The following is a 12640-nucleotide window of genomic DNA, read 5'->3' as shown; positions in this document are numbered from 1 at the left end:
ACATCGGCGAATCACGCGATCATCCGGGTGTTAACTTAGCCTAAGTTATCCACAGCGGAAGAGCTTGACAACCCACCGGCGCCCTAGCATCGTTGTCCTGGATTGGTTAGGTAAGCCAACCCTGCCCTCCAGGCCGACAAGCGCCGTCATCGGTGCGAGCCGGGAACGGGGTCTCGATCCCGAAGTACGGAGGAATGTGACGTGTTCGGCTTGTCAGGTGTCGGTAGATCGCACAGGGGGAGGGCGGCGAACCGCCTGACCGTTCTCGTCTCGATCGCCGCGTTCGTGGTGCCGCTGTCCGGTTGCGGTGCCGTCACCGCAGGCGAGTCGGACACCGTACGCGTCTACACGGGCAGGCACTACGACCTCGAGCAGGCATTCGAGGACTTCTCCGAGGAGACCGGCATCTCGGTCGAGTTCCTCTCCGGAAGCGATGCCGAGCTGCGCGAGCGGATCGCGGCCGAGGGCGAGGACACCCAGGCCGACGTCTACATGACCGTGGACGCTGGCAACCTCTGGAAGGCTGAGCAGGACGGGCTGCTCACCCCGCTGGACTCGGCGCGGCTCGAGGAGGGGGTGCCGGAGGGCCTGCGCGACCCGGAAGGGCACTGGTACGGGCTGTCCATGCGGGCGCGCACGGTGATGTACAACCCGGACGAGGTCGACCCCGGCGAGTTCTCCGCCGAGGACACCTACGCGCAGCTGGCCGAGTCCGCGTGGAAGGGGCGGCTGTGCATGCGCAACTCCACGAACTCCTACACCCAGTCGCTGGTGGCGAGCCTGATCGACAACCACGGCGAGCGGCGCGCCCGCGAGATCGTCGGCGGCTGGGTCGACAACGACGTCGAGATCATCAACAACGACGTGCGGATCCTGGAGAACGTGGACGCGGGGACCTGTGACGTCGCCATCACCAACCACTACTACCTCGCCCGGCTGCTCGCCGACGACGGGGACCTGTCCGTCCGGCCGTTCTGGGCGAACCAGGACGGCCGTGGCACGCACGTGAACATCTCCGGCGCGGGCGTGCTCGCCGAGGCCGACCATCCCGAGCTGGGCCGCGAGCTCATCGAGTGGCTGGCCACCACCGGCCAGAACAGCTTCGTGGACGGCAACCACGAGTACCCGGTGAACCCCGAGGTCGATCCCGAGCCGATCATCGCGGAGTTCGGCGAGTTCGACTACGAGCCGATCGAGGCGGAGGCGTACGGCAGCCTCAACTCCCGCGCCGTGCGGCTGATGAACGAGGTCGGTTACGAGTGAGTGTCCGGGCACCCGCCATCGCACCGGTGCGGCTGCGACGCGGCAGCAGGCACGGGTGGTTCGTTGCGGTGGTCTCGGTCGCCGTGCTCGCGATCATTCCGGTCGCCCTGGTCGCCGTGAGCGCTCTCACCCCGACCCTCGAGGTGTGGGCGCAGCTGTGGGCCGGGCCGCTACCGGGGATGCTCGGCTCCACGCTGGCGCTGATGGTTGCCGTTGCCGCGGGCACGCTGGTACTCGGGGCCGGGCTGGCCTGGCTGGTGAGTGTCTACCGGTTCCCCGGCAGCGCCGCCTTCGGGTGGCTGCTGGTGCTGCCGCTGGCCATGCCCGCCTACGTGCTGGGGTTCGTCTTCCTTGCCCTGCTGGACGCACCGGGGCCGGTCCAGTCGGGCCTGCGCGCGCTGATGGGACCCGAGGTGTGGTTCCCCGACGTGCGTTCGATCCCCGGAGCCGCTGTCGTACTCTCGTTGAGCCTGTATCCCTACGTGTACCTGCTCGGACGCTCGGCGATACGCGAGCAGGCGCCGGCGACGTTCGAGGCGGCCCGGACCCTGGGGGCGGGCCGCGTCCGCGCAGGCGTGCGGGTCGCCCTCCCATTGGCACGCCCCTCGCTGGCCGCCGGGCTCGCGCTGGTGCTGATGGAGACGCTGACGGACTTCGCGACCGTGTCCTACTTCAACGTCCAGACCGTGTCCGTGGGCATCTACCAGGTGTGGAAGGGACAGTTCGACAGGGAGGCCGCGACCGAGCTGGCCAGCCTCGTGCTCGTGTTCGCGCTGCTCGTGATCGCGGGGGAGCGGATGCTGCGCGGCAGGGCGCGTTACCACCAGAAGGGTGGCACCGGGCACGGCCTGCGCCCGGTCCCGTTGAGCGGGGTGCGTGCCGCGGCCGCGACCGGTACCTGCGCGGCGGTGCTCGCGGCGGCGTTCGGGCTGCCCGTCGCGCAGCTGCTGTGGTGGTTCGGGGCGGACGTGCTGTCCGGCGCCGCCGGTCTGCTCGACCCGCGCTACGCCGGGTACCTGCTCAACAGCATCACCGTCGCGGCGGTCGTCGCGGTCAGCTGCGTCGCCATCGCGCTGGTCGTCACGCACGGGACCCGCACGGCAGGCGGGCGGCTGACGGCGGCGGCCGCGCAGCTGACCACCGTCGGGTACGCGATCCCCGGGGTGGTCGTGGCCATCGGTGTGCTGCTCACCTTCGCCTACCTGGACACCGGCCTCGAGGCGCTCGGCGTGCCGGGCGGCACCGGCCTTCTCGCCACCGGCTCGGTGGTGGGCATCATCTACGCCTACATCGTGCGGTTCCTGGCCCTCGGCTACCACACCGTCGACGCCAGCTTCGCCAAGGTGAACCCGGCCATGACGGCATCGGCCCTGTGCCTCGGCGCCGCACCGATGCGGGTCATGCGCCGGGTACACCTCCCGCTGGTCCGCACCGGCATGGCCACCGCCATGGTGCTTGTCGCCATCGACGCGCTCAAGGAGCTGCCCATCGTGCTGCTGCTGCGCCCGTTCGGCTTCGACACCCTCTCGGTGTGGACCTACGAGCTGGCTTCGGAGAGTCGCTGGGAAAGCGCCGCGCTGCCCGCGCTGACGATCGTCGCCGTCGCCGTCATCCCGGTCCTGCTACTCGTTGGCCGACGTCCGCAAAGCTTGGAGGGAGCGCGGTGAACCCGAACCACGACCCGACGCTCGTGATCGAGAAGGTACGCAAGAAGTTCGGCAGGGTACCTGCGGTCGACGAGCTGAGCCTCGAGGTCGGCGACGGCGAGGTGCTCGCGCTGGTCGGGCCGTCGGGCTGTGGCAAGTCCACGCTGTTACGCCTGGTCGCCGGGCTGGAGCAGCCCGACGGGGGCGCGATTCACCTCGCAGGCGAGCGGATCGCCGGCGACGGCGTGTGGTGCCCGCCCGAGCGGCGCAATGTCGGCATGGTCTTCCAGGACCACGCGCTGTTCCCGCACCTGACCGTCGCGGGCAACATCGCCTTCGGGCTGAACGGCTGGTCCGGCAAGCGCCGCCGCGACCGGGTCGATGCGGGTCTGGAGATGATCGCCATGCAGGGGATGGGTGAGCGGTACCCGCACGAGCTCTCCGGTGGTGAGCAGCAGCGGGTCGCCCTCGCAAGGGCCCTGGCATCCGAACCGGACCTGGTGCTGCTCGACGAGCCGTTCTCCAACCTCGACAGGCACCTGCGCGCGCAGGTTCGCGCCGACACCGTCGCGATCCTGCGGAAGACGGGGACGACGGCGGTCTTCGTCACCCACGACCAGACCGAGGCTCTCGCGATCGGGGACCGGGTGGCCGTCATGCGGGCGGGGTGCGTCGAGCAGCTCGGCGACCCCGCGTCGGTCTTCCACGCCCCGGCCAACCGGTTCGTCGCGACGTTCATGGGCGAGGCGGACTTCCTGCCCGCGGAGCTGGTTTCCGGCGGGCTGGTCACCGAACTCGGGCCGGTGAGCGCGCCTGCCGGGCTCGATGCCACCGGCGAACTGGAGGTGATGGTGCGCCCACACGAGGTCACCCTTACTCCCTCCGACGACGGCACGGCCCGAGTCGTCGACACCGAGTTCCAGGGCGGTTTCGTGCTGCACACGGTCACGCTCGCCTCCGGGCGCAGGTTGCGCTCACTGCAGCCGCACACGGCGTGCTACCCGATAGGGACGCGGCTGCGGGCGGTGCTCGCGCACGGGCACGCGCCTGCCGTCCTCAACGGCGATGAGGCGGGGACCAGCGCCACAGGCCAGCAGGCTTGACGCGATACTTAGATGTATGTCAATTTTGATGTATGTCTAATAATGGAAGTGTGGGCGAGTCCTGTTACTCGCCGCTGGTGCGCGAGCCGCTGAGCGAGGAGCATGCGCGGCAGCTCGCGGGAACGCTCAAGGCCGTTGCCGAACCCGCCCGGTTACGGCTGCTGTCGCTGATCGCCTCCCGCGCAGACGGCGAGGCCTGCGTGTGTGAGCTGACCGGGGCGTTCGACGTCTCCGACGCGACGATCTCGCACCACCTCAAGGTGTTGCGCGAGGCCGGGCTGATCGAGCGGGAGCGGCGCGGCACGTGGCTCTACTACCGGGTGTGCCCGGAGACGCTGCGCACCATCGCCGACGTCCTGATGCCCGCCGGGGCGGTGCCCGCGTGACCGGCGTAACCACCGAGGACCGTGCCGGGCACGCCGTCGCGTCCGAACTGTCCACGCTGGATCGGTATCTGCCGCTGTGGATCGGCGCGGCCATGCTGGCCGGGCTGCTCGCGGGCCGGTGGGTTCCGGGTCTAGCGCCCGCGCTGGACGCTGTCCAGGTCGACGGGATCTCCCTGCCGATCGCGCTGGGGCTGCTGGTGATGATGTACCCGGTGCTGGCGAAGGTGCGCTACGACCGGCTGGACACGGTCACCGGCGACAGGCGGCTGCTGGTGTCCTCGCTGGTGTTGAACTGGCTGGTGGGGCCCGCGGTGATGTTCGCGCTCGCCTGGATCTTCCTTGCGGACCTGCCGGAGTTCCGCACGGGACTGATCATCGTCGGCCTTGCGCGGTGCATCGCGATGGTCATCGTGTGGAACGACCTCGCGCGCGGGGACCGGGAGGCGGCAGCCGTGCTGGTGGCGCTGAACTCGCTGTTCCAGGTCGTGGCCTTCGCCGCGCTGGGATGGTTCTACCTCTCCGTGCTGCCCGGGTGGCTCGGGCTGCCGCAGACCGGGATCGATGCCTCCACCGGTGACATCGCCAGGTCGGTGCTTGTCTTCCTGGGGATCCCGCTGGTGGCCGGATACCTGACGCGCCGGTTCGGTGAGCGCGCCAGGGGGCGCGCCTGGTACGAGGAGCGGTTCCTGCCCCGGATCGGGCCGCTGGGCCTGTACGGCCTGCTGTTCACGATCGTGCTGCTGTTCGCCATGCAGGGCGAGGCGATCACCGGCGCCCCGCTGGACGTGGCGCGCATCGCCGCGCCGCTGCTGGGCTACTTCGCCCTGATGTGGGCAGGCTCGCTGGTGCTCGGCCGGTTGCTGCGGCTGCGCTACGAGCGTGCGGTGGCGCTGGCGTTCACCGCGGCGGGCAACAACTTCGAGCTGGCCATCGCGGTGTCCATCGCGACGTTCGGCATCACATCGGGCCAGGCCCTCGCGGGGGTGGTCGGCCCGCTGGTCGAGGTACCTGTGCTTGTCGGCCTCGTCTACGTCTCGCTGTGGGCGCGCAGGTACTTCCCGCAGGCACAGCACATGTCCGGGACGTCCGTGCGAGTCGAGGAGGAGCGTTGACCGCAACACCCGAGGTCCTGTTCGTCTGCGTGCACAACGCGGGCCGTTCCCAGATGGCCGCGGCGCTGCTCGAGCACCGCGCCCGGGGGCGGGTGACGGTCCGCTCGGCAGGAACCGCCCCGGCGAGCGACATCAACCCGGCCGTCGTCGACGCCATGGCCGAGCTGGGTATCGACCTCACCCAGGCATCTCCGAAGCGGCTCACGCCGGAGTCCGTGGAGGCCGCCGACGTCGTGATCACCATGGGATGCGGTGACTCCTGCCCCGTCTACCCCGGCAAGCGCTACCTCGACTGGCAGCTCGACGACCCGGCAGGCCAACCCGTCGACGTGGTGCGAGGCATCCGGGACCGCATCGACCGCCACGTCACCGACCTGCTCGACGAGCTGATCACGACAGGCGGCTGACGGCCGGGACCCGCTCGCTCGCGCTCGTGACGCGGGCGCTGTCACACCCACGGTCCCCGGCTCGTCTTCTGGATACACAGGGTTCCACGAGACAGCCGGAGGCGGATCGACATGGCTGAGGCGGATGCGAGGTCGAGGCGCGTTGTCACCCTCGTGAGCGCGCTGGCGGGGCTGGCGATGCTGGCGGCCGGGGTCTGGTCGTTGGCGGGCACGCGGTCCTTCGCCGCGTTCGCGAACTTCGGCCACCACGAGCACTTCCTCCATGACCTCGGTGCGTTCCAGATCGGTATCGGGGTGATGGTGCTGCTTGCGCTGATCTGGGCGGATGCGCTCGCGACGGCGCTTGCCGCGTTGTTCGTCGCGAACACCCTGCATGTCGTCAACCACGTCATCGATCTGTCCCATGGCGGCTTCGCCTGGCAGGCGTGGGCACTGGCAGCGGTCTCGGTGGCGGTCGCCGTCGCGCTGGTGCTGCGAGTGCGACAGCTCGGTTCCGTCCTCGGTGCCGTGTCGGTGTCCACCGAGCCCACGTTGGAGCGATTCCTCCGGCAGAAGACCGTCAACGTGACGACCTACCGGGCGGACGGCACGCCGCGTGCTGCGCCGCAAGACCGGTAGGACCGTGCACTTCGAGTTCGTCCCGAGTGCAGCCCCGCGCGAACCGGAGTCCGATGTCGTCGGTGGTTCGGCAGCCGATGAGGCGTGACGGACCCGCGCCTCGTGCTCACGCCTCCTCGAGGAGGAAGTCGATCACCACTCGTTGGGGGTCCTCCAGGCGCTGGACCGTGAACGGCACCTCGCTGTCCAGCCCGACGTGGAACAGGTGCCTGCCCTCGAACACTGTGTCCTCGACGACCTCGACGATGTGGCCGCCCTCGGGTCCGTCGAGGCGTTCCGGGCCGTCCCATGGTTCGACCCCCGCAGGCACCGCCTCCTCATCGGTGGGCATGGCGACGTTGCGGATCGAGATCGCGAGCACGGCATCGCCGTCGACCTCGACCTTCTCGCCCTTCCCCTGGGTGCGGGGGTCGTCGGTGTAGGCCACGTCCCAGCCGGCCTCGCCGTCCCCGCCGATGTCGAACACGAGACGGTCGAAGCCGTCGTGGCTGCCCATCCGGACATCGGTGACCACGATCATGGGCCCGGCACCGGCGGCTGCCTGCTGATCGGTCCCGGAACCGAAGGTGAACGGGGTGGTGCCCTCCTCGCCGGACGACGCTGCCTCGCTGGACTGCGTTGCCTCGTCGGGTGGTGATGCGGGTACGGCCTGCTCACGTTCACTCTGTGCGCAGGCGCCGAGCAACAACGCGATCGTCGCCGACGCCGCGAGGGTGGATCTCAGGCGCAATCGATATCCCTCCTGAGCGGTTCGTCCGTCCCTGCCGGTGGAACGGAGCCTCGGTGGAGCACGGGCGCGATGTCCGCGCTCCACCCTTATCGTAGGAGGTCACGCACGTTCCAGCAGGTTGAGCGATCGGCAGGGGAGCGCGCCCTGTCAGCTCCTGGCCCAGCCCTCGGCGATGTCGCCGATCACAGGCAGCTCGACCGGAAGGCGCGTACGGCCGGATGGCGCCGCTGGCATACGGTGTTGCGGGCGGCAGGATGTGTGCCGGCGGTGGGCGGCGTCGTCTCGCTGGGCCCTGGAACGCGCCGTCACGTGAGGCGAAAGGAACACCGACCATGAGCGTGCTGCTTGCCGGGTGTGGCGACCTCGGGACGGAAGCCGCTTTGCGGTTCGCGGCGACCGGTCGCCGGGTGGTCGCGCTGCGCCGCTCGCCCGCGCGCCTCCCGACGGCCGTCGAAGGCCGGTCGGTGGACCTCACCTGCGAGGTTCCCGAGGTTCCCGGGGACACCGACATCGTGGTGATCGTCGTGACCGCCGACCGGCGTACGGAGGACGGGTACCGGTCGACCTATGTGGATGGTCTCGCGAACACGCTGGCCGGAGTGGACCGTGCGGGCGCGCGGCCGAGTCGCGTGCTGCTGGTGTCCTCGACCTCGGTCTACGGTGTCGACGACGGGAGCTGGGTCGACGAGGACACGCGGGCGGAACCGGCCTCGGCGACCGGGTCCGTGCTCGTCGAGGCCGAACGGATGCTGCACGATCGGGTTCCCGGCTCCATCGTGCTGCGGCTGGCAGGCCTGTACGGGCCCGGGCGCGGCGCCTTGCTCGACCGGGTGCGGGAGGGTGTGCCCGTGTCCAACGCGGCGAGCTACACCAACCGGATACACCGGGACGACGCCGCTGCCGCGATCGTGCACCTGACCACCCGGGCGGAACGGCCGGCAGCCGTCTGTCTCGGGACCGATCACGCGCCGGTCGAGCGGGGCGAGATCGTGCGTTTCCTTGCCGGGCAGCTGGACGTGCCACTACCGGAGCTGCAGCGAGCAGGCTCGTCACGCGGCAAGCGCTTCCGTAACGACCGGCTCGTGGCAAGCGGGTTCACGTTCGAGTACCCGACCTACCGGGAGGGCTACCGCGCTGTGCTCGCCGGCCACGGCACGCCGCACCGCTGAGGCGGCGCACACGGCGGCGGCGTCGTGGGTGTGGGCGTGTCATGCCGCGTCGCCGTCGCCTGTCGAGCCCGGGTCCTGCCGTTCGGCGAGCACCGCGGAGCCGCGCGCGGTCAGGACCGCGGCGACACGCGATCCCGGATCGCCGGACGTCTCGCTGGTGATCAGGCCGGCGTGCACGAGGCGGTGTGCGCTTCGCTGGTCGGAGCAGTACAGCCCGTCGATGAACAGGTCGGGTTCGGAGCTGCAGGTCAGCTCCACGCGACCGGCGCGGACCGCTGCAAGGATGGCCCTGTCGCGGTGGGTGGGTAGGTCTCCTGTTGGCTCGGTGGCGGTCACGGTCACCACTCCTCGATGTTGCGGCGATGCTCCTCGCCGGTGACACGTCGATGGGACGTGCCGCGCGCGTGAGCATGACGCGACGTGCGGTGATTCCGCCGCTTTCACCCGGTCGGTCGAGTCCCGTCCGGTCTCAGTCCCTGGCGGCGCAGGTCGAGGGTGAAGATCGTTTCCCTGCTGAGGGCGCGGCCGGTCAGGGTGGCCGCGAGGACCGCTGTACCGGCCGGTAGCAGAACCGCCGGGTCGCCTGCCAGCTCGGCGGCCAGGACGACAGCCGTCGCCGGGGCGCGAGCCGCGGCCGCGAGCGCGGCCGCCATCCCGATCAGGCCGTACAGCCACGTTGAGGCGGTGAAATGGGGCAGTGTCATGGCCGTGGCCTCGGTTACCGCGACTCCGGCTGCCGCGCCGATGAACAGCATCGGGCCGAATACCCCGCCGTACCCGCCGATGCCGAAACTGAGACTGGTCGCCAGGATCTTGCCGAGCAGCAGGACGACAAGGAAGCCGAGCGCGTAGTGGCCGTCGAGCACGGTGCCCGTGACGAGGTCGCCGACCCCGTACAGCTCCGGAACCGCGAGCAGCAGCGTGCCGAGCAGCAGGCCGCCCGCGGCGGGACGCAGCCACTGCGGCCACCGCCACACCCAGTCACACGCGTCCTCGACCAGGTACAGCACCCGGACGAACAGCATTCCCGCCGCCCCGACGACGATCCCGGCGAGCACGAACAGCAGGTAGTCCGCCGAGCCGTGCGGGGTCAGCTCGGGTGGGCTGAACACGGAGATTTCCCCGCCGACGGCGCGCGCGACCGCGTTCGAGGTGACGCCCGCCAGCGCCGAGACAGCCAGGGCGACCACGCTGAACCGGCGCAGGACCAGCTCGAGAGCGAAGACCGGCGCGGCGATCGGCGCGCCGAGCACACCGGCGAGGCCGCCCGCGGCACCCCCGGCGAGCAGCGGCCGCAGGGTGGACCACGGCTGCCGGGTGACCCTGCACAGGGCCGCGCCGAGCGCGCTGCCGAGGTGTGCGACAGGGCCCACCGAGCCGACCGAGCCGCCACCGGCGATGCACAGCGTGGAGGCGAACACCTTCACGGCGGTTTCCCGCGTCGACATGGCGGATGCCCGCGTATCCACGACGTGCATGACCTCGGAGATCCCCTGCCCGGAGACGCCCCGGCCTGCCGAGTTCGGGGCGAGCAGGGGGATCAGCGGGCCGTAGAGGAGACCGGCCAGCACGGGCACCGCCAGGAGGAACCAGGGGCCGAGCCCCGGCAGGAGCGGGTGGGACGCCTGCCCGGAGGTTCCGTAGTCGCCCTGCCCGGTCAGTGCCTTGGTGAAGATGGTGGTCAGCGACAGAAAAGCGGTGGCAGCCATGCCGGCGAGGGCGCCGACCAGCACGCTGAGCGCGAGGAGGATGCCTGCGCGGCGCGCAGCGCGCGCGAGGGTCACTGCTCGCCGCGACCGGAGAGCTCCTCGACGAGGGTGAGTAGCGCCGAGTGATCCAGCGCCCCATCACCTCGCGCGACCATGGCCCCCATCAGCTGTGCCACGGTCGCTCCCGCCGGGATGGCCGCGCCGACCTCGCGGGCCGCGTCCTGGGCGATACCGAGATCCTTGTGGTGCAACTCGAGGCGTCCGCCGGGGGTGAAGTCGCGTCGGAGCATCCCGCCGGCCTTGCGGTCCAGCACGGCGTTACCCGCCAGCCCTCCGGAGAGCACCCGGACCGCGGCTTCGGTGTCTACCCCGTGCGCGTCGAGGAAGACGATCCCCTCCGCCACTGCCTGGATCATCCCGGCCACGACGAGCTGGTTGGCGGCCTTGACCGTCTGCCCGGTGCCTGCCGGACCGACGTGCACGACCGTGCGCCCCATCGCGTCGAGCACCGGCCTTGCCGCGCGGAAGTCGGTCTCCCTGCCACCCACCATGATCGACAAGCTCGCCTCGGCAGCGCCCTGGTCCCCGCCGCTGACCGGGGCATCGAGTGCACCGACCTCCCGGTCGGCTGCCCGGCCGAAGATGGTTCGCGCCGCCTCCGGCGCGATGGTGCTGCAGTCGATGTGCAGTGTGCCGGGACGCGCGTTGGCGAGGATGCCGTCGGCGCCGAGCGTGACAGCCTCGACAGCCTCGGCATCGGGCAGCATCGTGACGACGACGTCGGCGACACCTGCCACTTCCGCGACCGAGGCTGCCGCGTGGCCGCCCCGGTCGGCGAGCCGCTGCCGCGCGGGCAGGCTCCGGTTGTACCCGATCACGTCGAAGCCCGCCGCGAGCAGGTTCGCGGCCATGGGCCCGCCCATGATGCCGAGCCCGATGAATCCCACGGTCGTCGTGCTCACGCGTGACACCTTACCCAACCGGCACCTGTCGTCCGCGTGGCCGCGGCTCAGTCGGGCAGGCCGGAATGCTCATCCGCCAGCAACCGGGCAAGCGCGTCCTGCTCGGTGCGGAGGATGCCGGCATACGAGGTATCGCTCTCGGCAAGCAGCCGCAGGGCGTCGATCCGTAGCCTGGCCTGCCGCTGGTGCCACTCGGACATGCGCATGCGGAACGCGGCCTGCTCCTGGTGGCCCCGTTCGCGTGCCTCGTAGGCGTTGTGGAACTCGAAGCCTGCGTCTCGGTAATGGTTCGCTGCGGTGGTCACGGCGGCTCCCGGGAATCGATGACGGTGGCGTGCGTGTGACGTGTGATGGCTCTGCATCGGTGAGTACCAGCGTGTTCGGCGCCGCGCAATCGCACCACCGGTACCGGGAATCCGGAACGGACCCGTGCCCCGGAAGACGCCGGGTCGTTAGGCACGGGCAAGGCCCGGTAGCGAGGAGCACGGGAGGCTTGCGTTGCGCCCACGCACAGCACTGCTGGTCGGCGTCATGTGCTCAAGCCAGGCAAGGAAGGCCGGGACGCCAGCGCGTTGATCGACTGGCTGGCCACCGAGCCCGGCGTCGCCGCACGCCTCGCCTGCGAGAGCGGTCGCGCCGCGGACGGGACGTGCGCCGACCCGGTGATCGGGATGACCGGGGGCTCAACTTCGGCTGGGCGGAGTTGCTCTACGTGGTCGGGGTGCCGGCGGCTCGTGGTGAAGGGCTCGACCCCCGCAACCCGGCAGGCCCCCAGGCCGGTGGGCTGCACCTGCGGATCCACCAGGCGCAGGTGGAGGGCGCGGCCACCAACCAGCTGTCCGGCGAGTCCGTGGACTTCTTCGGGCGCAGCAGTAACGCCCGCTACGGCGAGGCGAATCCGGTTGCGGTGCCGTCGCTTGTCATGCAGGGCAGCGTGGACACGCTGTTCGACCTCACCGAGGCGGTCGGCAACTTCGACCACGTGCGCGACCGGGCACCGGCGCGACTGGTCGCCTTCTGCAGCGGGCACGTCTCCTGCCCGGACAGCTATGCCGACGCGGACGACCGCGCCTTCCTCGACGCGGCCATCCTCGACTGGTTCGCCAGGTACCTGAAGGGCCAGGACACCGACACCGGGCCGCCGGTGAGCCGCAGCGGTTCGACATCCCGATGTCGGGCATCGCCTAGACCCTCGCTGGTGATGACGGCGGTCTTCCTGTTCGCGCTGGTCATGGTCACGTCGCGGGTCGCGGCACAGCTGTCCCGCCCTGCGGTCCGTCGCCGGCTCGACGGCGTCACCGGTGTCGTGTTCATCGGGTTCGGCGTGCGCTTGTGCAGCGCGGCCACGGTGCAGGCCGAGCTCGCGGGCGTGCTGGGGGCTTCCAGCCGGTGCGTGGTTCCGTCCGCGCTCCCGGCGGACGTATGCACATTTCTTCTACATAACCTTGACGCTCGTTGTGAACAGTGTAGATAATAAGTCCATCATTCGTCACCGCAGCGAGAAGGAGCTGGACATGACGGTCGCCATGAAGCCG

General features: G+C 70.4%; 14 protein-coding genes. 9 read left to right on the top strand and 5 right to left on the bottom strand.

All coding sequences use genetic code 11. The features are described from left to right. Positions 1-201: 201 nt before the first annotated feature. The 7 genes from CHB84_RS06380 to CHB84_RS06350 all read left to right on the top strand — a co-directional run bounded on the left by CHB84_RS06380 (position 202) and on the right by CHB84_RS06350 (position 6535). The gene (locus CHB84_RS06380; RefSeq protein ID WP_217898478.1) at positions 202-1263 is read left to right on the top strand and encodes an extracellular solute-binding protein; all 1062 of its coding nucleotides are present in this window, start codon (positions 202-204) and stop codon (positions 1261-1263) included. Beyond that, positions 1260-2930 (top strand): ABC transporter permease, encoded by a 1671-nt coding sequence (locus CHB84_RS06375; RefSeq protein WP_089300555.1) that lies wholly within the window; start codon positions 1260-1262, stop codon positions 2928-2930. The genes CHB84_RS06380 and CHB84_RS06375 overlap by 4 nt, the downstream gene beginning before the upstream one ends. Then, on the top strand, positions 2927-4012 hold the full coding sequence (locus CHB84_RS06370) for an ABC transporter ATP-binding protein (RefSeq protein WP_089300554.1): 1086 nt from the start codon (positions 2927-2929) through the stop codon (positions 4010-4012). The genes CHB84_RS06375 and CHB84_RS06370 overlap by 4 nt, the downstream gene beginning before the upstream one ends. A 50-nt stretch (positions 4013-4062) precedes the next feature. Further along, positions 4063-4398, top strand: coding sequence for an ArsR/SmtB family transcription factor (locus tag CHB84_RS06365; RefSeq protein WP_425432281.1), 336 nt, complete (start codon positions 4063-4065; stop codon positions 4396-4398). Continuing rightward, entirely contained in the window at positions 4395-5510 is a 1116-nt protein-coding gene (gene arsB, locus CHB84_RS06360; RefSeq protein WP_089300552.1) for an ACR3 family arsenite efflux transporter, read from the top strand. The genes CHB84_RS06365 and arsB overlap by 4 nt, the downstream gene beginning before the upstream one ends. After that, complete coding sequence (locus tag CHB84_RS06355; RefSeq protein WP_089300551.1) at positions 5507-5917, top strand: arsenate reductase ArsC; 411 nt, start codon at positions 5507-5509, stop codon at positions 5915-5917. The genes arsB and CHB84_RS06355 overlap by 4 nt, the downstream gene beginning before the upstream one ends. Positions 5918-6028: 111 nt before the next feature. Then, entirely contained in the window at positions 6029-6535 is a 507-nt protein-coding gene (locus CHB84_RS06350; protein ID WP_176439808.1) for a pyridoxamine 5'-phosphate oxidase, read from the top strand. A gap of 106 nt (positions 6536-6641) precedes the next feature. Here CHB84_RS06350 and CHB84_RS06345 read toward each other — a convergent pair whose 3' ends face one another. Next, entirely contained in the window at positions 6642-7265 is a 624-nt protein-coding gene (locus CHB84_RS06345) for an AMIN-like domain-containing (lipo)protein (protein ID WP_089300550.1), read from the bottom strand. Between the two features lie 332 nt (positions 7266-7597). Between CHB84_RS06345 and CHB84_RS06340 the strand changes: the two genes are divergently transcribed. Next, entirely contained in the window at positions 7598-8434 is an 837-nt protein-coding gene (locus CHB84_RS06340) for a Rossmann-fold NAD(P)-binding domain-containing protein (protein WP_089300549.1), read from the top strand. Positions 8435-8473: 39 nt separating this feature from the next. Here CHB84_RS06340 and CHB84_RS06335 read toward each other — a convergent pair whose 3' ends face one another. From CHB84_RS06335 to CHB84_RS06320, 4 genes are all read right to left on the bottom strand, one after another. After that, positions 8474-8770 carry a hypothetical protein gene (locus CHB84_RS06335; RefSeq protein WP_245818586.1) on the bottom strand — a complete coding sequence of 99 codons (297 nt, stop codon included), beginning with the start codon at positions 8768-8770 and terminating at the stop codon, positions 8474-8476. Positions 8771-8874: 104 nt separating this feature from the next. Next, entirely contained in the window at positions 8875-10218 is a 1344-nt protein-coding gene (locus CHB84_RS06330; protein WP_089300547.1) for a chloride channel protein, read from the bottom strand. Next, a complete protein-coding gene (locus CHB84_RS06325) occupies positions 10215-11105 on the bottom strand; it encodes an NAD(P)-dependent oxidoreductase (protein WP_089300546.1) in 891 nt (296 codons plus the stop codon). The genes CHB84_RS06330 and CHB84_RS06325 overlap by 4 nt, the downstream gene beginning before the upstream one ends. Before the next feature lie 47 nt (positions 11106-11152). Beyond that, the gene (locus CHB84_RS06320) at positions 11153-11410 is read right to left on the bottom strand and encodes a hypothetical protein (protein WP_089300545.1); all 258 of its coding nucleotides are present in this window, start codon (positions 11408-11410) and stop codon (positions 11153-11155) included. Positions 11411-11754: 344 nt separating this feature from the next. Between CHB84_RS06320 and CHB84_RS06315 the strand changes: the two genes are divergently transcribed. Continuing rightward, positions 11755-12579, top strand: coding sequence for a hypothetical protein (locus CHB84_RS06315; RefSeq protein ID WP_089300544.1), 825 nt, complete (start codon positions 11755-11757; stop codon positions 12577-12579). Positions 12580-12640 lie beyond the last annotated feature (61 nt).

This window comes from Haloechinothrix alba, from assembly GCF_900188115.1.
Taxonomy (GTDB): Bacteria; Actinomycetota; Actinomycetes; order Mycobacteriales; family Pseudonocardiaceae; genus Haloechinothrix; species Haloechinothrix alba.
The sequence above is the reverse complement of the archived record's forward strand: the minus strand, read 5'-3'. Positions and strand labels throughout refer to the sequence as shown.

Coding starts and splice junctions, on each gene's coding strand:
- CHB84_RS06350 (WP_176439808.1), top strand. CDS start 6,029: ATGGCTGAGGCGGATGCGAGGTCGAGGCGCGTTGTCACCCTCGTGAGC.
- CHB84_RS06340 (WP_089300549.1), top strand. CDS start 7,598: ATGAGCGTGCTGCTTGCCGGGTGTGGCGACCTCGGGACGGAAGCCGCT.